Here is a 24578-nt window from a genome sequence, read left to right as displayed (position 1 = left end):
CACGGTTTTTGGATTGCGGGGCAAGCATGGTGAAAGCCCATTTGGCGACCATTGATCTGGGTCAATCGCCTTCGATAGACGGAGAAGTCTCAATGCTTTTGTGGAACAGGCCTTCCGGGCCGGTAAACAGCACCCTGATCCTGGCCCATGGCGCGGGTGCGCCCATGGACAGCGATTTCATGGAACAGATGGCGCAAAGGCTTGCAGCGCGCGGGGTCGCGGTCGTTCGCTTCGAGTTTCCCTACATGGCCGCCCGGCGGGAGGACGGTCGGCGCCGGCCGCCGAATCCCCAGGCCCAGTTGCTGGCCAGTTGGCGGGACGTCCATGCCCTGGTGCGACAGCAGGTCACAGGCCGACTGGCTATCGGCGGCAAGTCCATGGGCGGGCGGATGGCCAGTCTATTGGCGGATGAATCGGGGGCCGACGCACTGGTTTGCCTGGGCTATCCCTTTCACGCGGTGGGCAAGGCGGACAAACCCCGGGTCGCCCATCTGGCTGACCTCAAGACGCCCACCTTGATCGTCCAGGGCGAGCGCGACCCCATGGGCGACCGTGCGACGGTGGCGGGATACGACCTCTCGGGTGCCATCCAGCTGCACTGGCTGGCGACGGGGGACCATGACCTGAAGCCGCTCAAGGCGTCGGGGCTGACCCACGAACAGCATCTGGACAGCGCGGCCGACACCGTGGCGGCGTTCCTCGCGGGCTGAACCCCGCTTACCTGCGCGCGGCCAGCAGGTCGAGCACGCCGCCACCTTCCTTGATGGTCTGCAGGATGATTTCCGAGCGGATGTCGGTGACCCCATTGGCGCGGTTGAGGCGGTTGACGATGAAATCGGAGAACTGCTTGAGATTCCGCGCCTGCACCCGCAGCACATAGTTGCTGTGGCCGGTGACGATGCAGGCGCTGACCACCTCCGGCCAGCCCTGGACCTTTTCCACGAAGCGATCGTGCCAGCCTTCCTCGTCCTGGCGCATGGAAATGTGCACCAGGGCTTCCAGTTCGACGCCCAGGCGCTCGGCATCCAGGATGGGGCGATAGCCACGGATGACGCCGCCTTCTTCCAGGTTGCGCAGCCGGCGCAGGCAGGCGGATGGCGACAGCGCGACCTTCTCTGCCAGCTCCTGATTACTGATGCGCCCGTTCTGCTGTAGGCAGAGGAGGATGCGCAGGTCGGTGGAATCCAGGGTCAATTGAAGAATATTCTCTTGATTTGTTGAAAAACGAAATTATCTGCGAATGAATGGCGTAAGCGGTGCAAAGATAGCACGAAAATTCGCAGGGATATTGAGCATGATTCTCTCGCTTTCAGAGGAGACCGATCATGCACGACGGCAAGATCCTGTGGGACATCAGCCCGCCGCTGGATACCAGTACCCCAACCTGGCCGGGTGACACGCCCTTCCAGGAGGAGCGCTGCTGGAACATCGATGAGCAATGCCCGGTCAATGTCGGGCGCATCACCCTGTCACCCCACACTGGGGCTCACGCCGACGCGCCGTTGCACTACGACGCCACGGGGGCGGCCATCGGGGCCGTGGATCTTGCGCCTTACCTCGGGCCGTGCCGGCTGATCCACTGCCTGGAAGCGGGCGACTGTGTGCGCCCGGAGCAGCTAGCGCCCCACCTCGACGGGGTCCCGCCACGGGTACTGATCCGCACCTGGCACCGCGCGCCGCTGGACACCTGGCCGGAGCGCTTTGCCGCCATCGACCCTGACAGCATCGAACTCCTGGCTCGCCACGGCGTGTGCCTGGTGGGCACCGATACGCCCTCGCTGGACCCGCAGGACAGCAAGAGCCTCGACGCCCACCGCGCCGTCGCGCGACATCGCATGGCCATCCTCGAAGGGCTGTTGCTCGATGAGGTGCCGCCTGGCGACTACGAGCTGATCGCCCTCCCGCTCAAGTTCACCCATCTCGATGCCAGCCCGGTCCGCGCCGTGCTGCGTCCCCTTTCGATCTAGGAAAAGACCATGACAACAAGAGAAGACTGCCTGGCCCTCGACGCCCGCGACTCACTCGCCGCGCTGCGTGAGGACTTCGCCCTGCCCGAGGGTGTGATCTATCTGGACGGCAACTCCCTCGGTGCACGCCCGGTGGCTGCTCTGGACCGGGCGCGCCAGGTGCTGGCGGACGAGTGGGGCGACGACCTGATCGGTAGCTGGAACAGCGCCGGCTGGCGCGGCCTGCCGTCGCGCCTGGGCAACAAGCTGGCGCCCCTGATCGGTGCCGGCGAGGATGAGGTGGTGATCACCGATACCACGTCGATCAACCTCTTCAAGGTGCTGGTGGCGGCCTTGCGGGTGCAGGCCGAGCGCGACCCGTCGCGCAAGGTGATTGTCACCGAGAGCAGCAACTTCCCCACCGACATCTACATGGCCGAAGGCCTGGCCGACATGCTGCAGCAGGGCTACAGCCTGCGCCTGGTGGACCGCCCGGAGGACCTGCCGGCGGCGATCGGCAATGACACTGCGGTGGTGATGATCACCCAGGTGAACTACAAGACCGGCTACCTGCACGACATGGCCGCGCTCACCGCCCTGGCCCATGAGTGCGGCGCGCTGACCATCTGGGACCTCTGCCACTCGGCCGGCGCGGTGCCGGTCGACCTCAAGGCAGCCGGCGCCGACTACGCCATCGGCTGCACCTACAAGTACCTGAACGGCGGCCCCGGTTCACCGGCCTTCGTCTGGGTCTCCCCGGCACTTCGGGAGCGGGTCTGGCAACCGCTGTCCGGCTGGTGGGGCCATGCTCGCCAGTTCGGCATGGAGCCCCGCTACGAGCCGGCACCGGGCATCGGTCGCTACCTCTGTGGTACCCAGCCCATCACCTCGATGGCGCTGGTGGAGTGCGGCCTCGACACCTACGCCAAGACCGACATGCAGGCCCTGCGGCAGAAGTCCCTGGCGCTGACCGACCTCTTCATCGAGCGCGTCCGGGCCCGCTGCGGCAAGCACCCGCTGACCCTGGTCACGCCGCTGGAGCACGCCCGCCGCGGCAGCCACGTGAGCTTCGAGCACCCCGACGGCTACGCAGTCATCCAGGCGCTGATCGACCGGGGCGTCATCGGTGATTACCGCGAGCCGCGAATCATGCGTTTCGGCTTCACGCCGCTCTACACCCGCTTTGTCGATGTCTGGGACGCCGCGGAAATCCTCGGCGAGGTGCTCGACAGCGGTGCCTGGCGCGAAGAGCGATTCATGACGCGCAAGCAAGTGACCTGATCCACGAACTACAAGCCTTTGCCCGGGCGCCATCTCCAGGGATGGCGCCCAGCCTCGACCCCATAAACACAACAATAGGTTGAATCCATGAAGCTGAATCCGTTGTCGGCGTGCCCGCTATTCCTGCTCGGTGCCTTGAGTCCCTACCTGATGGCCGGGGAGGCCGAGGGTGGCTTTCTCGACGACAGTCGCCTGGTCCTGACCCAGCGCAACTTCTACTTCCATCGCAATATCCTGAATAACCCGGGTGGGCAGAACTACCGCGAGGAGTGGGCCCACGGGATGATCCTGGATTACAGCTCCGGCTTTACCCAGGGCACCGTCGGTTTCGGTATCGACGCCTACGCCAACCTGGGTCTCAAGCTCGATAGCAGCCGCGCCCGCACCGGCACCGACCTGCTCCCGGTGGATTCCGAAGGGCAGCCCGAGGATGAGTACTCGGAAGTGGGTGGCGCGGTGAAAATGCGCCTCTCCCGCAGTGAACTGAAATACGGCAGCCAGGCCCCCCTGAACCCGGTGTTCGGTACCGGTAACGCGCGGCTGTTTACCCCCATGGCCATTGGCTTCTCGCTGAACAGCCGGGAAATCGATGACCTGCTGGTGGATGCCGGCCACTTCACGGCTGGCAATGATGGCAACTCCACCAACTCCGACGGTGCACTCAAGGCCCTTTATGCCCAGGTCGAGACGCGCCGCGTCGACTACGCCGGCCTCAGTTGGACGCCCTCCAATGGCACCAGCTTCTCCGCCTATGGCTCGCGCTTCGAGGACATCTGGCGGCAGTACTACGCCAACGCAAGCCAGCGTCTGGAACTCGACGAAGGTCGGGCCCTGACCTTCGACTTCAACCTCTACCGCACCCTCGACCAGGGACAGCAGCGCGCAGGCGAGATCGACAACACCACCTGGTCGCTGTCCGGACGCTACAGCCAGGGCCCCCACGCATTGACCCTGGCCTACCAGCGGGTGCATGGCGATGAACCGTTCGACTACCTGGGCTTCGACCGCCAGCCGGGTACGTCGATCTTCCTCGCCAACTCGGTGCAGATTCTGGACTTCAACGCCCCCAACGAACGTTCCTGGCAGCTGCGCTACGACCTGGACCTGGCCGCCTTCGGCGTGCCCGGCCTCAGCTTCATGAGCCGCTATGTGAGTGGCGACCACATCGATGACAGCCACTACCGGGGCGGCCCCAATGGCGCCTACGGTCGCTACGGCGACGATGGCAAGCGTTGGGAGCGCGATATCGAGTTGCGCTACGTGGTGCAATCCGGTTCGGCAAAGGACCTCTCGGTCCGCCTGCGCCAGGCCAGTATCCGCTCCACCGAGGAGGTGGCTCGTGCCGACACCGCCGACAACAACGAACTGCGGGTGATCATCGAATACCCGCTGCAACTGCTCTGACGCCTGCCACAACGACAAGACATACGAGGCACACGATGACTAACAAGACTGGATTCGCCGCGATCGCGGCCAGGGAGCAGGGGCTCAAGCGCCAGCTCACTTCGGCGCAGATGAGCATGATTGCCATCGGTGGCGCCATCGGCACCGGGCTCTTCATGGGCAGCAGTTTCGCCATCGGCTTTGCCGGGCCGGGCGTGCTCATCAGCTATTCCATCGGTGCGCTGATTGCGCTGTTGCTGATGGGCTGCCTGGCGGAGATGACCGTGGCCCATCCCACCTCCGGTTCTTTCGGCGCCTACGCCGAGTACTACGTCGGCCCGCTGGCCGGTTTCCTGGTGCGCTATGCCTACTGGGCGGCCATCGTCCTGGCAGTCGGCACTGAAGTTACCGCCATCGCCCTGTACATGAAGTACTGGTTCCCCGACGTGGCGGGCTGGGTCTGGATCCTGCTGTTCTCGTCCGCGCTGATCCTGACCAACGCCATCAGCGTCAAGGCGTTCGGTCATTTCGAGTACTGGTTCTCGGCCATCAAGATCAGCGCCATCCTTGCCTTCATCCTGCTGGGTGCGTGGCTGGTCTTCGGTGGCCAGCACCCGGAATACGGCTTCCAGCATTACGTCGAGCATGGTGGCTTCCTGCCCCATGGCCTGTCGGGTGTCTGGGTCGCCGTAATCATCGCCATCTTCAGCTACCTCAGCATCGAGATGATCGCGGTGGCGGCCGGCGAGGCGGAGCAACCCGAGGTGGCGGTGAAGAGCGCCTTCCGCGTGACCATGGTGCGGCTGGTGGTGTTCTACATCCTCACCCTGGCGCTGATCCTCGCGATGGTGCCCTGGGACCAGTCGGGGCAGGGTGCCCAGAGCCCCTTTGTCACCGTCATGCAAATGGTGGGCATTCCCGGCGCCACCGGCCTGATCAATTTCGTGATCCTGGTGGCCGCACTGTCGGCGATGAACAGCCAGCTCTACACCACCACCCGGATGATGTTCAGCCTCTCCCGCGCCGGCCACGCGCCGAAGGCCATGGGCCGGTTGAGCAAGGCCGGGGTGCCGCTGAACGCCCTGGCGCTGTCCTGCACCGGCATCGCCCTGGCGACCCTGGTCAACCTGGCGTTCCCCGAGGAGTCCTTCATGCTGATGATGGCCATCTCCATCTTTGGTGCGCTCTTCGCCTGGATGATGATCTTCCTGACCCACTACCGCTTCCGTCGCTACCATGAGCGCCGTGGCGGTCTGCAGCTGTCCTTCCGCATGTGGGGCTTCCCCTGGGCGACCCTGCTGGGCCTGGGGATGCTGCTGGCGATCCTGGTGACTACCGCCTTTGTGCCGGCGTTCCGCATGACCCTGGTGTTTGGTGTGCCCTTCCTTGCACTGCTGGCCCTGGTTTACCAGTTGTACTTTCGCCCGAGCGCGGAGGTAGCCCGGGAGGGGCAGGAGGCACAACGGTCTTCTGCTGATAGCCCGGAGTGATCCATGGGCAGAACAAAAAAGGCGCCTTTCGGCGCCTTTTTTTGTGGTCGGGATCAGCGGTTGAATCTGTCCACCAGGGAGTACTGCCCTTGGGCAGTGTGGGTCAATTCTTCGCTGAGCTGGGCGGTGCGCTGGGCCTCGCCCGAGGTCTGGTCAGCCAGTTGCGCGATGCTGCTGATGCTGTGGTTGATCTGCTCCGCCACCGCGCTTTGTTCCTCGGTGGCCGCAGCGATCTGGTCGGCCATATCGGCGATGTTGGCCACCGCTTCGCTGATGCCCACCAGCGCCTGATCCGCCTGAAGCACGCGCTCGACGCCTTCGTCCGCCTGGCGGCGGCCGTTTTCCATGGTGAGCACCGCTTCTTCGGCGGTTTTCTGCAGCTGCGCGATCAACTGGTGGATCTGCCCGGTGGATTCCGCCGTGCGCTGGGCCAGTTGACGGACCTCGTCGGCCACCACGGCGAAGCCACGACCCATCTCGCCTGCGCGGGCGGCCTCGATGGCGGCGTTGAGGGCCAGCAGGTTGGTCTGGTCAGCGATGCCCTTGATCACGTCCACCACGCCGCCGATCTCGTTGCTGTCCTGAGCCAGGCGGGTGACGGTTTCGCCGGTTTCGCCCACGGACTGGGACAGGCGCTGGATGGCTTCGCGGGTTTCCGCTGCGATGTCGCGGCCCTGGCTGGTCAGGCGATTGGCTTCCTGGGTGGCGTCGGCCGTGCGCTGCACGTTGCTGGCCACTTCCTGAGTGGTGGCGGCCATCTGGTTGACGGCGGCGGCCACCTGTTCGGTCTCCACGCGCTGGCGCTCCAGGCCGTCGGAACTGTTGTGGGCCAGGGTGTCGGCCTGGCGGGCCTGCTGGGTGAGGTGCTCGGCGGTGTCCTGAAGGCGGGTCAGGCAGGTCTTCAGGCGGGCCTCCTGGCTGAGCATGGCCATTTCCAGACGCGCCTGGACGCCACGGCTGTCGGTGTACATCTGTGCGATCAGCGGGTCCGAGGTGGTCTGCTCCGCCAGGTGCAGCAGGCGCTTGATGCCACGGTTCTGCCACATCAGCCCCACCAGGCCCAGGGGCACGGAGAGCAGGGCGGCCAGCACGAAGCCCCAGTGGGAGTTCAGCCAGGCGCCGATGAGGAAGCCGATCTGGCTGATGAGAATGAAGGGCAGCCAGTCCTGCAGCACCGGCAGCCATTTGTCGCGGCTGGGGATGGCCGCCTTGCCGCTGTTCAGGCGCCGGTAGAGGGCTTCGGCGCGGCGCACCTGTTCGGCCGAAGGTTTGACCCGTACGGACTCGTAGCCAGTGATCTGGGAGCCTTCGAAGATGGGCGTGACATAGGCGTTGACCCAGTAGTGGTCGCCGTTCTTGCAACGGTTCTTCACCACGCCCATCCAGGGGCGGCCCTTCTTCAGGGTTGTCCACATATGGCCGAACACGGCCGGCGGCACATCCGGGTGGCGCACGATGTTATGGGGCGAGCGAAGCAGTTCCTCGCGGCTGTAGCCGCTGATCTCGATGAAGGCTTCGTTGCAATAGGTGATGACGCCTTTGCTGTCCGTAGTGGAAATCAGGCGTTGTTCTGTCGGGAAACTGCGCTCCCGTTGGGTGATAGGTTGGTTGTTCTTCATGGTGTCCTTCCGCGAGGCTTACAGCATCTATCGGCACCCAGGCGCCAAGGTTGAGCCTTTTTTTCGGGGCGCTAGTCTACTCGGAATGTGACACCTGCCGCTTTCATGCCTTCGTCCACGACGGCAGCCCGTTGCAGGCCGGCGCCAGGTGCCGGCCTGCAACTCGACGCCCGCTACCCCGCCAGCAGCTGCCGCAACACGTAGTGCAGGATGCCGCCCGCCTTGAAGTACTCCACCTCGTTCAGGGTGTCGATGCGGCACAGCAGCGTCGTCTGGGCTTTCGAGCCGTCCTCGCGGGTGATTTCCAAGCGCAGGTCCATGTGCGGACGCAGGCCGGCACCGTCCAGGCCGCGAATGGCCAGGGTCTCCTTGCCGCTGAGGCCGAGAGTCTTGCGGTCCTCACCTTCCTTGAACTGCAGGGGCAGCACGCCCATGCCCACCAGGTTGGAGCGGTGAATGCGCTCGAAACTCTCGGCGATCACCGCCTTGACCCCGAGCAGGTTGGTGCCCTTGGCCGCCCAGTCACGTGAGGAGCCGGTGCCGTATTCCTTGCCGGCGACGATGACCAGCGGCGTGCCCTCGGTCTGGTAGCGCATGGCGGCGTCATAGATCGCCAGCTTCTCGCCACTGGGCACGTGCAGGGTGTTGCCGCCTTCCTCGCCACCGAGCATCTCGTTGCGGATGCGGATATTGGCGAAGGTGCCGCGCATCATCACGTCGTGGTTGCCGCGCCGCGAGCCGTAGGAGTTGAAGTCCGCGGGCTGCACGCCGTGCTCCCTGAGGTAGCGCCCTGCGGGGCTGTCCGCCTTTATGTTGCCGGCGGGGGAGATGTGGTCGGTGGTCACCGAGTCCCCCAGGAGGGCGAGGATGCGCGCCTGGTGAACGTCTTCCACCTTGGGTGGCGCACTGGTGATATCGGCGAAGAAAGGCGGGTGCTGGATATAGGTGGAGTCGGCCTGCCAGGCATAGGTGTCGGACTCGGGCACCTGGATCGACCGCCATTTTTCATCGCCGGCAAATACTTCGGCGTATTCCTTGCGGAACATGGCGGTGTCCACCTTCTGGATGGCCGCGGCAATGTCCTGCTGGCTCGGCCAGATGTCCTTGAGGTAGACCGGCTGGCCGTCCTTGCCCTGGCCCAGGGGCTGGCTGCCCAGGTCGATCCGCACGCTGCCGGCGAGGGCGTAGGCCACCACCAGCGGCGGGGAGGCCAGCCAGTTGGCTTTCACCAGCGGGTGCACCCGGCCTTCGAAGTTGCGGTTGCCGGAGAGCACGGAGGCCACCGTCAGGTCGGCCTGCTGGATGGCTTTCTCGATGGGGTCGAGCAGCGGCCCGGAGTTGCCGATGCAGGTGGTGCAGCCATAGCCCACCAGGTTGAAACCGAGCTGGTCCAGGTACGGTGTCAGGCCGGCGGCGCGGAAGTATTCCGTCACCACCTTGGAACCGGGGGCCAGGGAGGACTTCACCCAGGGCTTTCGGGTCAGGCCTTTTTCCACGGCCTTCTTCGCCAGCAGGCCGGCGGCCATCATCACGCTGGGGTTGGAGGTGTTGGTGCAGGAGGTGATGGCGGCGATGACCACGGCACCGTCTTCGAGCGTGAACGACTGGCCGTCGTCCAAGGTGACCAGGCCGTTGCCCACCTCGTGGCCGTCGGCCGGCTTCACCTGCAGGCCCAGCAGGTCATCGAAGGCCTTCGGTACCTGGGGCAGGGGCACCCGGTCCTGTGGGCGGCGCGGGCCGGCCAGGCTGGCTTCGACGCTGGAGAGGTCCAGCGCGAGGGTGTCGGTGAACACGGGTTCGTGGCCAGGTACGCGCCACAGGCCCTGGGCCTTGCTGTAGGCCTCTACCAGTTTCACGGTTTGCTCCGGGCGGCCCGACAGGCGCAGGTAGCCCAGGGTGATCTCGTCCACCGGGAAGAAGCCGCAGGTAGCACCGTATTCCGGGGCCATATTGGCGATGGTGGCCCGGTCGGCCAGGGGCAGGTCGGCCAGGCCGTCGCCGTAGAACTCGACGAACTTTCCGACGACGCCCTTCTTGCGCAGCATCTGCGTGACGGTGAGCACCAGGTCGGTGGCGGTGATGCCTTCGCGCAGCTTGCCGGTGAGCTTGAAGCCGATCACCTCGGGAATCAGCATCGACACCGGCTGGCCGAGCATGGCCGCTTCCGCCTCGATGCCGCCGACGCCCCAGCCGAGCACGCCGAGGCCATTGATCATGGTGGTGTGGGAGTCGGTGCCCACCAGGGTGTCGGGGAAGGCGTAGGTGACGTCGCCGTCTTCGCGGGTCCAGACGGTACGGGCCAGGTACTCGAGGTTGACCTGGTGACAGATGCCGGTGCCCGGGGGCACCACGCTGAAGTTGTCGAAGGCCCGCTGGCCCCAGCGCAGGAAGGCGTAGCGTTCGCCGTTGCGCTGCATTTCGATCTCGACGTTCTGCTCGAAGGCGGCCTGGGAGGCAAAACGGTCCACCATCACCGAGTGGTCGATCACCAGGTCGACGGGCGACAGGGGATTGATCCGCTGCGGGTCACCGCCCGCCGCGGCGACGGCGGCACGCATGGCGGCCAGGTCCACCACTGCGGGCACGCCGGTGAAGTCCTGCATCAGCACGCGCGCCGGGCGGTACTGGATCTCCCGCTCCGAACTGCGTGGCCCGAGCCAGTCGGCCAGGGCCTGGAGGTCGGCGGCGCTGACGGTTTCGTTGTCCTCCCAGCGCAGCAGGTTCTCCAGCAGGACCTTCATCGACATGGGCAGCTTGTCGATGGCACCCAGGCGCTTGGCGGCTTCGGGCAGGCTGAAGTAGTGGTAGGTCTTGCCGGCGACTTCGAGGCTGCGGCGGCAGTTCAGGCTATCCAGGGAAGGCATCGGACATCTCCTTGGGGCCCACACGGCATGGGCCGGCTGCGCGAACGGAATCTAGAACGTTAGCCCTGTCCGGCAGGGCTTGCCATATCAGCCGACCGGCTGTTCCTTCTCGCAATGCTCCCGAATACCAAGCCGGCCGTAGGAATTTCCTTTAAGGGCTGTGTGAAAAAGGGCGGCGCGCAACTATAGTGCGCGCCCAGGAGGAGCCCCCCATGAACACCCTGTTGTTGCACTGCCGCCCCGGTTTCGAGGGGGAAGTCTGTGCCGAGATCGCCGAGCACGCCGCCCGCCTCGAAGTGGCCGGCTACCCCAAGGCCAAGCCCCAGAGCGCCTGTGCCGAGTTCGTCTGCACTGAACCCGGCGGTGCCGAGCGGTTGATGCGCAAGGTGCGCTTCAGCCAGCTGATCTTTCCCCGTCAGTGGGCCCGTGGCGAATACGTCGAGCTGCCTGAAACCGACCGTATCGGCGTGCTGCTTGAAGCCCTGGCGGGCTACCCGGTATGCGGCAGCCTCTGGCTGGAAGTGCTCGATACCAACGAAGGCAAGGAGCTGTCCACCTTCTGCCGCAAGTTCGAAAAGCCCCTGCGCGCTGCCCTGGCGAAGGCGGGCAAGCTCAAGGACGACCCGCAGCTGCCACGCCTGCTGCTGACCTTCCGCAGCGGCCGCGAGGCCTTCGTCGGCCTGGCCGAATCGAACAATTCGGCGCTCTGGCCCATGGGCATCCCGCGCCTGAAGTTCCCCCGCGAGGCCCCCAGCCGTTCCACCCTCAAGCTGGAGGAGGCATGGCATCAGTTCATTCCCCGTGACCAGTGGAATGCTCGTCTGGCACCCGGCATGACCGCCGTGGACCTGGGCGCCGCGCCGGGTGGCTGGACCTGGCAACTGGTGCAGCGAGAGATCAAGGTCACCGCCGTGGACAACGGCCCCATGGCCGAGAGCCTGATGTATTCGGGTTTCGTCGTGCATCAGCGGGCCGACGGCTTTACGTTCAAGCCGCGGCACCCCGTAAATTGGATGGTCTGCGACATCGTCGAAAAGCCCGCGCGGACGGCGGCAATGATCGAGACCTGGCTGGGCGAGGGCTGGTGCCAGGAGGCAGTGGTCAATCTCAAGCTGCCGATGAAGCAGCGTTACGCCGAGGTGCAGAAGCTGCTGGCGAGGATCGAGGCGGGCCTGAAGGGCAGGGGCATGAAGGTGTCCATCGCCTGCAAGCAGCTCTACCACGACCGCGAGGAAGTGACCTGCCATCTGCGCAGGCTGTAAGCCGTGTGGGGGGCGAATTGCTGCCCCTTCACAGCGACATCCGCTCCACCCAGTAACTCTGCTTGTGCCCCCGCGCCTGGTACTCCGCCACCAGGCGCTCGGCTTCGTCACGGCTCAGCCCAGCCCGCAGAACGAACACGTTGCCATTGTCATCCAGGCGTTTGACGCACCACCGGTGCTCGGAAGCGTGGGCCATATCGCACCCTCCGGAAATCACTCCATGCTGCGCCGGCTTTCATTGGCTGGCCAGGGGCGTTTCCAGAGGCTGTAGTGCGGGAAGGCTGATCCGCCCCCTGAGGGTCGTGGCGCGTGGACTCCAGGAGCTGTTGAACAGGTATTGACCGCTGAATCCGCTTACGCGCAGCCCCAACTCGTCGCCGGGCCGGAGCAGGGCGCTGGCGGCGGCAAGGTCCACCTGGCGGGCGTTGAGTGGTGTGCTCTGCTCGCTCAGGACGTCGATGCCGCCTCCGGCCCGGCGTACCGCCAGCGAGGCAAAGAGCAACGGCGCGTCGGTGTCGTGCTCCAGTTCCAGACGGGCGCTGCCCACCAGGCCGCTGGCGGTGTCCACCTTGCGCAGCGGGATGAAGCTGGCCGGGCTGAGCCAGCCACTGGTGAGCGGACGAATACGGATGTCCGGCAGGGGCTGGGGTGCAGCGGACTGCGGCGTCTGTTGCAGGGCGAGGCCGTGGTCCAGGTCGAGGCTGAGGCAGAGGTCCGGCACGCTGTCGGCGACGCCGGTACGGCCGCGCAGCTTGTCCTCGTACCAGGCGACCACCGCTTGATAGAGGTTGATGGCGCGGTCGCCGCAATGCAGTACCGGCTCGTTGTTGAAGGGCGGCAGGCCGCTCCAGCGCTGCAGCGGCGGTGGCAGGATGTGGCCACCCTGCATGCCCAGCAAGCGGACGTCGACATCGCCCTGGCCCAGGCACTCGCGGATGGAGAGGCCCTGGTCCAGCGGGAACAGGGTGTCGCGCAAACCCTGGATCAGCAGGGCGTCGGCATGGGGGCGCTGGCCGCGCTGGCAGTAGCTGGCGAGGCTGTGGGCCTTGAGTTCGGCTGCCACTTCCGGCGTCATCTCGCCGCTGGCGCTTCTCAGGTAGGGCGTCTGGGTGAACTTGCCCAGGTCATAGCCGGTGGCGAGGCCCAGACTCAGCAGCACGCCGGTCCAGCCGACCTTCAGGTGTCCGCCGGGCGCCAGGGCTTCGGACAGGTCGTACCAGGTGGCGATGGGCACGATGGCATCGATGCGCGGGTCCTCCGCCGAGGCCAGCAGTTGCACGGCGCCGCCATAGCTCTCGCCGAGCATGCCGACGCGCGGGTCGCCGGGGCCGTCCAGGGTCAGGCGCGGCAGGTGCGTGGCGGCCCAGTCGATCACTGCCAGGGCGTCCTGCACCTCGTAGCGCGGGTCCATCATCTCGATATCACCGTCGCTGCCACCCCAACCGCGCTGGTCGTAGCTGATCACCCAGAAACCGGCGCGCCAGGCCTTGAGCGCCGCCCGGCCGGACATCATCTGCGTGCCGTAGAAGCTGTCCGGCCCGGTGACCCGCCAGCCGCCCCAGCCGTGGGTGTGGACCACCACAGGCGCGTGTTTGCCCGGCTCGAGGGCTGGCTGGAAGACCGTGGCGGAAAGCCGCGTGCCGTCGCGGGCAGTGATCACGGTCTCGAAATGGGTGGCAGGCAATTGGCGATCGACGAGCTGGTCGTAGTCGGGAAGCTGCTCGCGGGCGGCGCAGCCACCGAGCAGGAGGAGGGCGAGGATCAGGCTGGCGAGGCGCATCGGTGTTCCGCTTCCGGGAGTGATCCGGGCAGCTTGCCCCAGCGCAGCGTCGGGGGGCGCCCATCCAAGGTTGTGCGCTGTGGCCGGACGTCGCAGCAGAGGCAGCGAGGCTGTGCGGATACACGGCTTTACGCCACAATAGCGGCCAGCTTTTGGAGTGCCCCATGTCCCAACAACCCGATGCCATCCTCGACGCCACCGGCCTGAATTGCCCCGAGCCGGTGATGATGTTGCACAACAAGGTGCGCGACCTGCCGCCCGGCGGCCTGCTCAAGGTGATCGCCACCGACCCCTCGACCCGTCGTGACATCCCCAAGTTCTGCGTTTTCCTCGGTCACGAACTGCTGGACCAGTCGGAAGAAGCCGGTACCTACCTCTACTGGATCCGCAAGAAGGCCGACTGATGCCGTTCTACTTCGCCTATGGCTCCAACATGAACCCGGCGCGCATGCGCAGCCGGGGCCTGGCGTTCACGGACGCCATGGCCGGGCGCCTGGAGGGCTACGCCCTGTGCTTCGACAAGCGCGCCCATGATCGCCCCGGCCGTTCCTACGCGAACATTCGCCACCAGCAGGGCGGGGTGGTAGAGGGCGTGCTCTATCGGCTGGCCCATGAGGACGAGATCTGGAAGATGGACCCCTTCGAGGGCACGCCCATCTTCTACAGCCGCGAGCGCATGCCGGTGATCACCGAGCACGGCGTGCAGGCGGCCTGGGTCTACATCGCCAACCCGGCCATGCGCGAAGCGGGCCTCTGGCCGACCCGCAGCTACCTCGAGCACCTGCTGGCCGGCCGGGATTACCTGACTCCCGCCTACTGGGAAGCCCTGGCCGCCGTGCCTGCTCACCTGGACGATTGAGCTGCGTCATCCGCAAAAGAAAAAGGGCCGCTCGATGCGGCCCTTTTTTCACCTGCGAATCCTCGCCCTTGAACTGCGCGCCAGCCGCAGGCTGAGCAGCACTGCGGCGCAGGTCAGGCCCACGACCAGCCCCTGCCAGAGGCCCTTCGGGCCGCTCGGCTCGCCCAGCCAGTCGGACAGGCCAAGGGCGTAACCGACCGGAAGACCGATGCCCCAGTAGGCGAAGAGGGTGATGATCATGGTGGCGCGGGTGTCCTGATAGCCGCGCAGGGCGCCGGCTGCGGCGACCTGGATGGCGTCGGAGAACTGAAACAGCGCCGAGTAGACGATCAGCATGGCGGCCACGGCGATCACCTGCGGATCGGGCGAATACATCTTCGCGATCAGCTCGCGGCACAGCAGCATCAGGCTGGCGGAAACGCAGGCGTAAGCCAGCGCGGCGCCGATCCCGATACCGGCCGCGAAGCGCGCTGCGCGTGGCTCGCCACGGCCCAGGGCCTGGCCGACGCGCACGGTGACAGCCATCGCCAGGGCGTAGGGGATCATGAAGATCAGGGCGCTGAAGTTCAGGGCGATCTGGTGCCCGGCCACCACGGTGGCGCCCAGGCTGCCGATCAGCAGGGCGATCACGGCGAAGATGCTGGATTCAGCGAACACCGCGATGCCGATGGGCCCGCCCACGGAGAGCAGGCGCTTGATCACCGGCAGCTGCGGCGTGTCGAAGCGCTCGAACAGGCCGCTGGGCTTGTAGACAGGGGCGCGGGTGACCCAGCTCAGCATGCCCAGCAGCATGAACCACATCACCGTGCCGCTGGCCCAGCCGCAGCCCACGCCGCCCAGGGCGGGCATGCCGAGGTGGCCGTAGATCAGGATGTAGTTCAGGGGAATGTTCAGCAGCAGGCCGCCGATCCCCAGCATCATGCTCGGGCGCGTGCGGCCCAGGCCATCACTGAAGCAGCGCAGCACGTAGTACAGGGCGACAGCGGGGAAGCCGAAGGCGATGCCGTGCAGATAGCCCATGGCAGGGTCGATCAGTTCCGGATCGACGCCCATCAGCTCCAGTACCGGCCGAGCGTTGAGCAGCAACAGGGCGCCGGAAATACCCACTACCAGGGCCAGCCAGAGGGCCTGGCGCACCAGTGGGCCGATCTCCGCCTGCTTCCCGGCGCCGAAACGTTCGGCCACCTTGGCGGTGGTAGCGAGCAGGATGCCGGTCATCAACAGGAAGACCGGGATCCAGATGGAGTTGCCGAGGGCCACGGCGGCCAGGTCGCGCGGGCTGACGCGGCCGGCCATTACAGCATCGACGAATCCCATGGCGGAGTTGGATAGCTGGGCGACCATGATGGGCGCCGCCAGCTTGAGCAGCGCGCGCAGTTCGTTGACGGCGCGGCTGGAACGAGACTGGGCTTGAGTCGCTGAAAGTTCCATATCGATAAGTCATCCTCCGGGCGTACCGGTGGTGTCCAGGCAAAGGTGGCTGACAGGAGTTTGGATGCTGCCTGGTCGCGACGGGCTCGCAACGGTGCACGGTCCCAGCCTTTGCAGAAGAGACTGCCGGCGGAACGGGACGTGGAGGCTGAGGGGCGGCTAGTTTACGCCCTGACGTGTCGGTCAGAAAAGAGGGCGGACGGGCGGTGGTGGGGGCGCCGAACGAGGCGATTGCGTAGAATGTCGCTCTCTCTGCTGGAGCCTGCCATGCGAATAGTTGCCGACGAAAACATTCCCCTTGTCGATGCCTTCTTCGGCGGTCTGGGCGACATCCGCCGCCTCCCTGGCCGCGCCATTGACGCCGCCGCGCTGGCCGACGCCGAACTGCTGCTGGTGCGTTCCGTCACCCAGGTCGACCGCGCCCTGCTGGCGGGCAGCCCGGTACGCTTCGTGGGCACCTGCACCATCGGCACCGACCATCTCGATCTCGATTACTTCAAGGAAGCCGGCATCGCCTGGTCCAGTGCGCCCGGCTGCAATGCCCGTGGCGTGGTGGATTACGTGCTGGGCAGTCTGCTGGTGCTGGCCGAGGACGAAGGGCTCGATCTCGCCACACGCACGTACGGCGTCGTGGGGGCTGGCCAGGTGGGCGGGCGGCTGGTGGAGGTGCTGCGCGGCCTCGGCTGGCGCGTGCTGGTCTGCGATCCGCCGCGCCAGGCCGCCGAAGGGGGCGACTTCGTCGACCTGGAGACCATTCTCCGCGAGTGCGATGCCATCAGCCTGCATACGCCGCTGAACGCCGGTGGTGATCATCCGACCCGCCATCTGCTGGATGCCGCTCGCCTGGAGCGCTTGCGCCCAGGGGCTTGGCTGATCAACGCCAGCCGTGGCGCGGTGGTGGACAACAAGGCCCTGCGCGAGCTGCTGGGGCGTCGTGACGACCTGCGCGCGGTGCTGGATGTCTGGGAAGGCGAACCCCAGGCGGATGTGGCGCTGGCGCGGCTCTGCCGCATTGCCACGCCGCATATCGCCGGCTACAGCCTGGATGGCAAGCTGCGGGGCACCGCCCAGGTGTACCAGGCCTGGTGCCGGTTCAGCGGGCAGTCGGAAAGCATTCGTCTGGATGAGCTGCTGCCGGCGCCTTGGCTGGGCGAACTTGGCCTCGATACCAGTGCCGATCCGAACTGGGCCCTGGCCACGCTGTGCCGCGCGGTGTACGACCCGCGCCGGGACGATGCGGATTTCCGCCGTAGCCTGGTGGGCGACGATGCGCAGCGGCGCGCGGCGTTCGATGCGTTGCGCAAGCACTATCCGGTGCGGCGGGAAATCGACGGGTTGCGGGTGCGCCTGCAAGGGGATGCGCCGAGGCTGGCGGAAATCGTGCGGGCGCTGGGAGCGGAACTCGTTTAGCAAAAGGCCCGGGATTGCCCCGGGCCTTCGTTCAAGCCTGCTTCAGCTCGGTGGCCAGCTGCTTGTGCAGTTCCTGGCAGGCGCGCTGGATCATGGTTTCGGTGATGGGAATCTCGCGCCCTTGGGCGTCGATGATGGCGCCGCCCACGGGGCGGTGTTGCTGCAGCGGGATCACGCGGCGATCGGACGTGTGGTCGTGCAAACTCATGGCCTGTCTCCTCTTCAGCTGGTGCGCGCAGTCTAGGCAGGCTAGATGAACACGCAGTGACAGTTGGCGCCGGCCTGGCACCGGAAAAGCGAAAGACCAGGAAATACCTGCAGTGAAAGTAGCACCGAATGTGCCAACTGCGGTTGTCCTGGTCCTGATGGGTGGACCCCCAGCGCGGGGCGAGAGTTCAGTTCGAGGTAAGTATGTCCGCATTCCATATGGGCCTGATCATCAATCCCCTGGCCGGCCTGGGCGGGCCAGCCGCGCTCAAGGGTAGCGACGGCGTCGCCGAAGAAGCCCTTGCCAGAGGCGCCGAGCCCCGAGCGACAGCACGAACCCGGCTGGCCCTGGAATGCCTGCTGCCGCTCGTCGGACGTATCCAGTTCCTCACCTTTCCCGGCCCCATGGGCGCCGACCTGCTGGCGGAGATGGGCTTTGCGCACCGGGTTCTGGGTCACCTCGAGGGGCCGCTCACGTGCGCCGACGATACTCGCCATGCCGTAGCGGCCCTGCAGGATGTCGGTGTCGCCCTGATCCTCTTCGCCGGCGGTGATGGCACGGCGCGGGACGTCAGTGCCGTGGTGCGGGAAGACCAGCCGGTGCTGGGGATCCCCGCCGGGGTGAAAATCCATTCCGGGGTTTATGCCATCAGCCCGCGCGCGGCCGGGGAACTGGCGCGGCGCCTGGTGGAAGGCGGCCTGGTGCGCCTGGCCAGCGGCGAGGTGCGTGACCTGGATGAAGCTGCGCTGCGGGACGGCAAGGTCGCCGCGCGCTGGTATGGCGAGCTGACGGTGCCGGTGGAAGGGCATTTCATGCAGCACGTCAAGCAGGGCGGCATGGAGTCGGAGGAACTGGTGCTGGTGGAGCTTGCCGACTGGCTCAGCGAAAGCTGGGAGGAGGGCGTGCGCTACGTACTCGGGCCGGGCTCCACCCTCCATGGCCTGGCGGCCAACCTGGGCCTGGAAACCACGCTGCTCGGGGTGGATGTGATCGAGAACGGCGTGGTGATTGCTCGGGATGTGACCGAAGCGCAATTGTTCGACCTGGTGGAGGGGCATGCCGCGCGATTGCTGGTCACCGCCATCGGCGGCCAGGGCCACATCATTGGTCGTGGCAACCAGCAGATCAGCCCGCGGGTGCTGCGTGCCATCGGCCTGGACCACCTGCGCGTGGTGGCCACCAAGCGCAAACTCGGCACCCTGGAGGGGCGCCCCCTCCTGGTGGACAGCGGCGACCCGGGCCTGGACGAGGCATTCCCGGACGCGGTGCGGGTCTGGGCCGGCTACAAGGAAGAGCTGCTGTATCCCCTGGGCTGGGGCGAGGTGGACTGAGGCGACGTTTCACCCGGGGCGGGGGAGATCGGCTACCATCGACGACACTTCCCCGTGGATGCAGGAGCATCGCGATGGATGCCAACGAATACCCGCCCCATATCCGCCCCGGTGAGCGCGTCGTGCTCTTCGACGGGGTATGCAAGCTCTGCAATGGCTGGGTGAAGTTCATCATTCGCCATGACCGGGCGCGGTTGTTCAAGCTGGCCGCGGTGCAGTCTGCGGAAGGGCAGGCGATCCTGCGCTGGTTCGGCCTGCCCGCTGACAGCTTCGCAACCCTGCTCTATGTCGAGGGCCCCGAACTGTTTGTCCGCTCCGAGGCCATTTCACGCATTCTTCGCCAACTGCCGGCGCCTTGGCCGCTGCTGGCGGTGTTCCGCTTCCTGCCCCTGGGCCTGCGGGACTGGTGCTACGACCGCGTCGCCCGCAATCGCTACCGGCTCTTTGGCCGCTACGACAGTTGCCTGCTGCCGACGCCCGACCATGCGGGGCGTTTCCTCGATGCCCGCGATTGAATCTTTCTGCCTGGAGCGCGGGGTAAGGTTCCAGCCGAGCCGAACGAGGCGTTGATGCCATCCTTCCTTTCTTCTCGACAGCGCACTGCACTGCGTATGGCCGGGCGTTTCGTCGCGCCTTATCGGTGGCGAGTGATCGGTGCGCTGCTGGCGCTGCTGTTCACCGCCGGCATCACCCTGTCCATGGGGCAGGGTATCCGCCTGCTGGTGGATCAAGGCCTGGCCACCCAGTCCCAGGCGGCACTGCGGCATTCGATCATGCTCTTCTTCGGCCTGGTGCTGGCGCTGGCCGTCGGCACCTTCACGCGTTTCTACCTGGTGTCCTGGATCGGCGAGCGCTTCGTCGCGGATATCCGCAAGCGCGTATTTGATCACCTGGTGCAGCTGCATCCGGGGTTCTACGAGAGCAACCGCGCTTCGGAAATCCAGTCGCGGCTGACCGCCGACACCACGCTGCTGCAATCGGTGATCGGTTCGTCGCTGTCCATGGCGTTGCGCAACGGCATCATGCTGGTGGGTGGCATCGGTCTGCTGTTCGTCACCAACCCGAAACTCACCGGCATCGTGTTGCTGGCGTTGCCCCTGGTGCTGGCGCCCATTCTCCTGTTTGGCCGCCGTGTACGGCGCCTGTCGCGGCAGAGCCAGGATCGCATTGCCGATGTCGGCAGCTATGTGGGCGAGACCCTGGGGCAGATCAAGACCGTGCAGGCCTACAACCACCAGGCGCAGGATCGCCAACGCTTCGCCGCGACGGTGGAAGGCGCCTTCGATACCGCGCGGCGGCGAATCATGCAGCGCGCGTGGCTGATCACCCTGGTGATCGGGCTGGTGCTGGGGGCCGTTGGGGTGATGCTCTGGGTCGGCGGCATGGATGTCATCGCCGGGCGCATTTCGCCGGGCGACCTGGCAGCCTTCGTCTTCTACAGCCTGATCGTGGGCGCCGCGTTCGGTGCCATCAGTGAGGTCATCGGTGAACTGCAGAGCGCGGCCGGTGCGGCGGAGCGCATCGCCGAACTGCTGCAGGCGCGCAACGCCATCGTCGCGCCCGAGGAGGGCAAGGTGGTCCTGCCGCCTCGGGTGAGCGGCCGCATCGAGTTGCGCGACATTCGTTTCGCTTATCCCAGTCGTCCGCAGGTCAATGCTCTGGATGGCGTCAGCCTGGAGGTGCGTCCTGGCGAGACGCTGGCCCTGGTAGGACCTTCGGGCGCGGGCAAGTCCACGGTCTTCGAGTTGCTGCTGCGCTTTTTCGATCCCCAGGAGGGCAGCCTCCTGGTGGAAGGTGTGGAGCTCCGGCGGCTCGACCCCACTGACCTGCGTCGCTGTTTCGCCCTGGTATCGCAGAACCCGGCGCTGTTCTTCGGCAGTGTCGAGGACAACATCCGTTACGGCCGCCCGGAGGCCAGTGATGCGGAGGTGGAAGCCGCGGCCCGTGCGGCCCACGCCCATGAGTTCATCACCCGCCTGCCCCAGGGCTACAGGACGCATCTGGGGGAGGGCGGTATCGGCCTGTCCGGCGGCCAGCGACAGCGCCTGGCCATCGCCCGTGCGCTGCTGGTGGATGCACCCATCCTGCTGCTGGACGAAGCCACCAGCGCCCTGGACGCGGAAAGCGAACACTTGATCCAGCAAGCCCTGCCGACCCTGATGAGCGGACGCACCACGCTGGTGATCGCCCACCGGCTGGCCACGGTGCAGAACGCCGATCGTATTGCGGTGATGGAGCGGGGCAGGGTGGTGGCGATTGGTCGCCATGCGCAGCTGGTGGCCAGCAGTCCGCTCTATGCGCGGCTGGCGGAACTGCAGTTCGGGGTGCAGGAGGAGGAAGCGCAGCGGTGAAGCGGCTGACTGGTGGCGGAGAGGTTTGACGCAGGCAAGAAAAAAGGGGATGCCAATTGGCATCCCCTTTTTCATTCAGGACTGGCTTCAGACGACCGGCTTGGGCTCGTCCTTGGCTTCATCCTTTTCTTCTTCCTCGGCCTTGGGCTCGGCTTTCACCGGCGCTTCGGCTTCAGTCGCTACCGCCACTTGCTCGGGCTGTTCGGCCGGGGCCTCTGCTGCCTGCTCAACGGCTTCTTCGACCTTCTGCTCGACGGCGACCGCAGCCTCTTCCACTTCAGCGACAGCCTCTGCGGGAGCAGCGACCGGCTCGACAGCGGCGACAGCTTCAACGGCGTTGGCGGCAGCCTCTTCGGCTTCCTTGGCCAGGCGCGCCGCTTCCTGCTGACGGCGGCGCACTTCGCGCGGATCGTTGGCGGCGCGGCCGGTGCTGGAAGACGCGCGAGCGGACTCTTCTTCCTGAGGCGCGGCAACCGGGGCTTCCTCGACGGGAGCGGGTGCTACGGCGACAGCTTCCACCGGGGCGGCATCGACAACCTGGGGCGCTTCGACCACGGCCGGAGCTTGCTCGGTCACCGGGGCCTGTTCGGCAACCGGGGCGGCTTCTTCGACCTGGGCCACCACGGCCTCGGCAACCGGGGCTTCGACAACCGGTGCTTCAGCCTGGACCGAAGTTTCCTCGCTGGCGGCTTCGGCAACCGCTTCGGCGGCAACCACGGTGGCGGCTACGGCAGCGACCTGGGCGGCTTCGGCAGGCGCAGCCTGCTCAGTGCCTTCCTGGCCTTCTACGATTTCGTCACCGTTGGCTTCACGCTGACGCTCACGACGGTTGCTGCGACGACGCTGACCACGGGAACGGCGACGGGGACGCTCGCCATCGGCGCCTTCCAGTTCGTCGTCAAGCATCTCTTCGTTGTTCAGCAGTTCTTCGTCGACCACCTCGGCCTGGGCCATTTCGGCACGCGGCTGACGCTCTTCACGGGGCTGGCGCTCTTCGCGGGCAGGACGCTCGGCACGTTCGCGACGGCCTTCCTGGCCTTCGCGGGCTTCGCGGGCTTCGCGCGGCTGGCGCTCTTCACGAGGCTGACGCTCTTCGCGGGGCTGGCGCTCTTCACGCGGCTGGCGTTCTTCGCGCGGTTGACGCTCCTCACGGGCCTGACGCTCCTCGCGGGGTTGGCGTTCTTCACGTGGCTGACGCTCTTCGCGCGGCTCGCGAGCCTGACGCTCCTCGCGGGGCTGACGTTCTTCACGCGGCTGGCGCTCTTCGCGGGCCGGACGCTCGCGACGACCTTCCTGGCCTTCGCGGGCTTCGCGCGGCTGGCGTTCTTCACGCGGCTTGCGGTCTTCATCGCGGCGGCCTTCACGACCTTCGCGGCCATCACGGCGACGGTTCTGCTGGCGGCCGTTACGGCGCTCTTCACCGCGCGGCTGGCGCTCGGCAGCGGGCTGCTCGGCTGCGACCTTGGGTTCTTCCTTGCCGGCGAACAGGCCTACCAGGGACTTGACCAGGCCCTTGAGCAGGCTGGGTTCCGGCGCGGGGGCGGCCGGAGCCAGCGGGGCAGGGGCCGGAGCCGCAACCGGAGCCGGAACGGGACGCTCGGGGGATACGGTCTTCACCGCGGCCTCCTGGCGAACCAGGGTGCGGGTGGAGCTGACCGGCTGGGCGTCTTCGACCTCGGCCGGGGTCATTTCGTAGCTGGACTGGTTGCTCAGTACTTCCGGGCTGTCGTCGCGCAGGCGCTGGACTTCGAAGTGCGGGGTTTCCAGGTGATCGTTCGGCAGGATGACGATGCGCGAACGGGTGCGCAGCTCGATCTTGGTGATGCTGTTGCGCTTCTCGTTGAGCAGGAAGGCGGCAACCGGGATTGGCACCTGGGCGCGGACCTCAGCGGTACGATCCTTCAGGGCCTCTTCCTCGATCAGGCGCAGGATGGCCAGCGACAGGGATTCGACGTCACGGATGATGCCCTGGCCGTCGCAACGGGGGCAGACGATGCCGCTGGTCTCGCCCAGGGACGGACGCAGGCGCTGACGGGACATTTCCAGCAGGCCGAAGCGGGAGATGCGGCCGATCTGCACGCGAGCGCGGTCGGCTTCCAGGGCTTCGCGGACTTTCTCTTCCACGGCGCGCTGGTTCTTGGCCGGGGTCATGTCGATGAAGTCGATGACGATCAGGCCGCCGATGTCACGCAGACGCAGCTGGCGGGCGATTTCCTCAGCCGCTTCCAGGTTGGTCTGCAGGGCGGTTTCCTCGATGTCGCCACCCTTGGTCGCGCGGGCCGAGTTGATGTCGATGGACACCAGGGCTTCGGTCGGGTCGATAACGATGGAGCCGCCGGACGGCAGCTTCACTTCGCGCTGGAAGGCGGTTTCGATCTGGCTTTCGATCTGGAAGCGATTGAACAGCGGAACGCTGTCCTGATAGAGCTTGATCTTGCTCTGGTACTGCGGCATCACCTGGCGAATGAAGCTGAGGGCTTCTTCGTGGGCTTCGACGCTATCCACCAGCACTTCACCGATGTCCTGGCGCAGGTAGTCGCGGATGGCGCGGATGATGACGTTGCTTTCCTGGTAGATCAGGAAGGGCGCGCCGCGCTCGCCGGAGGCTTCCTTGATGGCGCTCCAGAGTTGCAGCAGGTAGTCCAGGTCCCACTGCAGCTCTTCGCTGGAGCGGCCGAGACCGGCGGTGCGGACGATCAGGCCCATGTCGGCCGGAGCGTTGAGGCCGTTCAGCGCTTCGCGCAGTTCATTGCGCTCTTCGCCTTCGATGCGACGGGAGATGCCACCGGCACGGGGGTTGTTCGGCATCAGCACCAGGTAGCGACCGGCGAGGCTGATGAAGGTGGTCAGGGCTGCGCCCTTGTTGCCGCGCTCTTCTTTCTCGACCTGGACGATGACTTCCTGGCCTTCGCTGAGCACTTCCTTGATGTTGATGCGACCTTCGGGGGACTTCTTGAAGTATTCGCGGGAGATTTCTTTCAGGGGCAGGAAGCCGTGGCGTTCGGCGCCGAAGTCGACGAAGGCGGCTTCAAGGCTGGGCTCGATGCGAGTGATGCGGCCTTTGTAGATGTTGGCCTTTTTCTGCTCGCGGGCACCCGATTCGATGTCCAGATCGTACAGGCGTTGGCCGTCGACCAGAGCAACACGCAACTCTTCGGGCTGAGTCGCGTTAATCAGCATTCTTTTCATGTGGTACCAATAGGTTTCCGGGCTGCCGGAAACGGCGATTGGCGCACACGACTCTCGCGGTCGGTGTCAGGTGCGTATCAGGAGCGGCGAGCCACCCCTGTGTCCAGCGAACTCCAGCCAGTGGGGCCGGAATCGCGACTACATCTCCTGCTTGCTGTGTCGTGACAGAAGCAC

Annotated in this window: 20 protein-coding genes; 12 read left to right on the top strand and 8 right to left on the bottom strand. The window is 66.1% G+C overall.

Translation table 11 applies throughout. From position 1 onward, the window contains the following. Positions 1 to 92 precede the first annotated feature (92 nt). Positions 93 to 710 carry an alpha/beta fold hydrolase gene (locus TQ98_RS17955; protein WP_103103000.1) on the top strand — a complete coding sequence of 206 codons (618 nt, stop codon included), beginning with the start codon at positions 93 to 95 and terminating at the stop codon, positions 708 to 710. A 7-nt stretch (positions 711 to 717) separates the two neighbouring features. Here TQ98_RS17955 and TQ98_RS17950 read toward each other — a convergent pair whose 3' ends face one another. Next, a complete protein-coding gene (locus TQ98_RS17950) occupies positions 718 to 1194 on the bottom strand; it encodes an Lrp/AsnC family transcriptional regulator (protein WP_044870266.1) in 477 nt (158 codons plus the stop codon). Positions 1195 to 1325: 131 nt separating this feature from the next. Here TQ98_RS17950 and kynB point away from each other — a divergent pair, with 131 nt between their 5' ends. The 4 genes from kynB (at position 1326) to TQ98_RS17930 (ending at position 6100) form a co-directional block, all read left to right on the top strand. Beyond that, positions 1326 to 1967, top strand: a complete 642-nt coding sequence (gene kynB / locus TQ98_RS17945; RefSeq protein ID WP_044870265.1) for an arylformamidase — start codon at positions 1326 to 1328, stop codon at positions 1965 to 1967. Between the two features lie 9 nt (positions 1968 to 1976). After that, positions 1977 to 3227 (top strand): kynureninase, encoded by a 1251-nt coding sequence (gene kynU / locus TQ98_RS17940; RefSeq protein WP_044870264.1) that lies wholly within the window; start codon positions 1977 to 1979, stop codon positions 3225 to 3227. Positions 3228 to 3314: 87 nt separating this feature from the next. Then, positions 3315 to 4631 carry an OprD family porin gene (locus TQ98_RS17935; RefSeq protein ID WP_044870263.1) on the top strand — a complete coding sequence of 439 codons (1317 nt, stop codon included), beginning with the start codon at positions 3315 to 3317 and terminating at the stop codon, positions 4629 to 4631. 35 nt (positions 4632 to 4666) lie between these two features. Continuing rightward, complete coding sequence (locus TQ98_RS17930) at positions 4667 to 6100, top strand: amino acid permease (RefSeq protein ID WP_044870262.1); 1434 nt, start codon at positions 4667 to 4669, stop codon at positions 6098 to 6100. A gap of 53 nt (positions 6101 to 6153) precedes the next feature. Here the strand turns inward: TQ98_RS17930 and TQ98_RS17925 are convergent, their stop codons facing one another. Beyond that, a complete protein-coding gene (locus TQ98_RS17925; RefSeq protein ID WP_044870261.1) occupies positions 6154 to 7719 on the bottom strand; it encodes a PAS domain-containing methyl-accepting chemotaxis protein in 1566 nt (521 codons plus the stop codon). A gap of 173 nt (positions 7720 to 7892) precedes the next feature. Next, positions 7893 to 10583 (bottom strand): aconitate hydratase AcnA, encoded by a 2691-nt coding sequence (gene acnA / locus TQ98_RS17920; protein WP_044870260.1) that lies wholly within the window; start codon positions 10581 to 10583, stop codon positions 7893 to 7895. Between the two features lie 212 nt (positions 10584 to 10795). Between acnA and rlmM the strand changes: the two genes are divergently transcribed. Beyond that, positions 10796 to 11845 (top strand): 23S rRNA (cytidine(2498)-2'-O)-methyltransferase RlmM, encoded by a 1050-nt coding sequence (gene rlmM / locus TQ98_RS17915; RefSeq protein WP_044870259.1) that lies wholly within the window; start codon positions 10796 to 10798, stop codon positions 11843 to 11845. A gap of 28 nt (positions 11846 to 11873) precedes the next feature. On the opposite strand, the gene TQ98_RS27935 is transcribed toward rlmM, so the two are convergent. Further along, entirely contained in the window at positions 11874 to 12041 is a 168-nt protein-coding gene (locus TQ98_RS27935; protein ID WP_177410182.1) for a hypothetical protein, read from the bottom strand. Positions 12042 to 12080: 39 nt separating this feature from the next. After that, on the bottom strand, positions 12081 to 13625 hold the full coding sequence (locus TQ98_RS17910; RefSeq protein ID WP_044870258.1) for an alpha/beta fold hydrolase: 1545 nt from the start codon (positions 13623 to 13625) through the stop codon (positions 12081 to 12083). Between the two features lie 164 nt (positions 13626 to 13789). On the opposite strand from TQ98_RS17910, the gene tusA reads away from it, so the two are divergent. Together tusA and TQ98_RS17900 are read left to right on the top strand one after the other, a co-directional pair. After that, positions 13790 to 14029, top strand: coding sequence for a sulfurtransferase TusA (gene tusA / locus TQ98_RS17905; protein WP_044870257.1), 240 nt, complete (start codon positions 13790 to 13792; stop codon positions 14027 to 14029). Then, positions 14029 to 14484, top strand: a complete 456-nt coding sequence (locus TQ98_RS17900) for a gamma-glutamylcyclotransferase family protein (protein ID WP_044870256.1) — start codon at positions 14029 to 14031, stop codon at positions 14482 to 14484. The genes tusA and TQ98_RS17900 overlap by 1 nt, the downstream gene beginning before the upstream one ends. A gap of 48 nt (positions 14485 to 14532) precedes the next feature. Here the strand turns inward: TQ98_RS17900 and TQ98_RS17895 are convergent, their stop codons facing one another. Further along, positions 14533 to 15915: an MATE family efflux transporter gene (locus tag TQ98_RS17895; protein ID WP_044870255.1), complete on the bottom strand. Its 1383-nt coding sequence runs from the start codon at positions 15913 to 15915 to the stop codon at positions 14533 to 14535. Positions 15916 to 16182: 267 nt separating this feature from the next. Here TQ98_RS17895 and pdxB point away from each other — a divergent pair, with 267 nt between their 5' ends. Continuing rightward, positions 16183 to 17325: a 4-phosphoerythronate dehydrogenase PdxB gene (pdxB, locus tag TQ98_RS17890; RefSeq protein ID WP_103102999.1), complete on the top strand. Its 1143-nt coding sequence runs from the start codon at positions 16183 to 16185 to the stop codon at positions 17323 to 17325. 31 nt (positions 17326 to 17356) lie between these two features. Here pdxB and TQ98_RS27930 read toward each other — a convergent pair whose 3' ends face one another. Continuing rightward, positions 17357 to 17533, bottom strand: coding sequence for a PA1571 family protein (locus tag TQ98_RS27930; RefSeq protein ID WP_177410181.1), 177 nt, complete (start codon positions 17531 to 17533; stop codon positions 17357 to 17359). A 203-nt stretch (positions 17534 to 17736) separates the two neighbouring features. Here TQ98_RS27930 and TQ98_RS17885 point away from each other — a divergent pair, with 203 nt between their 5' ends. From TQ98_RS17885 to TQ98_RS17875, 3 genes are all read left to right on the top strand, one after another. After that, complete coding sequence (locus TQ98_RS17885) at positions 17737 to 18864, top strand: ATP-NAD kinase family protein (protein ID WP_044870252.1); 1128 nt, start codon at positions 17737 to 17739, stop codon at positions 18862 to 18864. Positions 18865 to 18938: 74 nt separating this feature from the next. Beyond that, positions 18939 to 19379 (top strand): thiol-disulfide oxidoreductase DCC family protein, encoded by a 441-nt coding sequence (locus tag TQ98_RS17880; protein WP_044870251.1) that lies wholly within the window; start codon positions 18939 to 18941, stop codon positions 19377 to 19379. A gap of 54 nt (positions 19380 to 19433) precedes the next feature. Beyond that, on the top strand, positions 19434 to 21215 hold the full coding sequence (locus TQ98_RS17875) for an ABC transporter transmembrane domain-containing protein (protein ID WP_044870250.1): 1782 nt from the start codon (positions 19434 to 19436) through the stop codon (positions 21213 to 21215). Positions 21216 to 21302: 87 nt separating this feature from the next. On the opposite strand, the gene rne is transcribed toward TQ98_RS17875, so the two are convergent. After that, positions 21303 to 24404 carry a ribonuclease E gene (gene rne, locus TQ98_RS17870; RefSeq protein WP_044870249.1) on the bottom strand — a complete coding sequence of 1034 codons (3102 nt, stop codon included), beginning with the start codon at positions 24402 to 24404 and terminating at the stop codon, positions 21303 to 21305. Positions 24405 to 24578 lie beyond the last annotated feature (174 nt).

The organism is Pseudomonas sp. LFM046, from assembly GCF_000949385.2.
GTDB lineage: Bacteria > Pseudomonadota > Gammaproteobacteria > Pseudomonadales > Pseudomonadaceae > Metapseudomonas.
This window is presented reverse-complemented; position numbering and strand designations above follow the sequence as displayed.

Coding starts and splice junctions, on each gene's coding strand:
- TQ98_RS17955 (WP_103103000.1), top strand. CDS start 93: ATGCTTTTGTGGAACAGGCCTTCCGGGCCGGTAAACAGCACCCTGATC.
- kynB (WP_044870265.1), top strand. CDS start 1,326: ATGCACGACGGCAAGATCCTGTGGGACATCAGCCCGCCGCTGGATACC.
- kynU (WP_044870264.1), top strand. CDS start 1,977: ATGACAACAAGAGAAGACTGCCTGGCCCTCGACGCCCGCGACTCACTC.
- TQ98_RS17935 (WP_044870263.1), top strand. CDS start 3,315: ATGAAGCTGAATCCGTTGTCGGCGTGCCCGCTATTCCTGCTCGGTGCC.
- TQ98_RS17930 (WP_044870262.1), top strand. CDS start 4,667: ATGACTAACAAGACTGGATTCGCCGCGATCGCGGCCAGGGAGCAGGGG.
- TQ98_RS17925 (WP_044870261.1), bottom strand. CDS start 7,719: ATGAAGAACAACCAACCTATCACCCAACGGGAGCGCAGTTTCCCGACA.
- acnA (WP_044870260.1), bottom strand. CDS start 10,583: ATGCCTTCCCTGGATAGCCTGAACTGCCGCCGCAGCCTCGAAGTCGCC.
- rlmM (WP_044870259.1), top strand. CDS start 10,796: ATGAACACCCTGTTGTTGCACTGCCGCCCCGGTTTCGAGGGGGAAGTC.
- TQ98_RS27935 (WP_177410182.1), bottom strand. CDS start 12,041: ATGGCCCACGCTTCCGAGCACCGGTGGTGCGTCAAACGCCTGGATGAC.
- TQ98_RS17910 (WP_044870258.1), bottom strand. CDS start 13,625: ATGCGCCTCGCCAGCCTGATCCTCGCCCTCCTCCTGCTCGGTGGCTGC.
- tusA (WP_044870257.1), top strand. CDS start 13,790: ATGTCCCAACAACCCGATGCCATCCTCGACGCCACCGGCCTGAATTGC.
- TQ98_RS17900 (WP_044870256.1), top strand. CDS start 14,029: ATGCCGTTCTACTTCGCCTATGGCTCCAACATGAACCCGGCGCGCATG.
- TQ98_RS17895 (WP_044870255.1), bottom strand. CDS start 15,915: ATGGAACTTTCAGCGACTCAAGCCCAGTCTCGTTCCAGCCGCGCCGTC.
- pdxB (WP_103102999.1), top strand. CDS start 16,183: ATGCGAATAGTTGCCGACGAAAACATTCCCCTTGTCGATGCCTTCTTC.
- TQ98_RS27930 (WP_177410181.1), bottom strand. CDS start 17,533: ATGAGTTTGCACGACCACACGTCCGATCGCCGCGTGATCCCGCTGCAG.
- TQ98_RS17885 (WP_044870252.1), top strand. CDS start 17,737: ATGTCCGCATTCCATATGGGCCTGATCATCAATCCCCTGGCCGGCCTG.
- TQ98_RS17880 (WP_044870251.1), top strand. CDS start 18,939: ATGGATGCCAACGAATACCCGCCCCATATCCGCCCCGGTGAGCGCGTC.
- TQ98_RS17875 (WP_044870250.1), top strand. CDS start 19,434: ATGCCATCCTTCCTTTCTTCTCGACAGCGCACTGCACTGCGTATGGCC.
- rne (WP_044870249.1), bottom strand. CDS start 24,404: ATGAAAAGAATGCTGATTAACGCGACTCAGCCCGAAGAGTTGCGTGTT.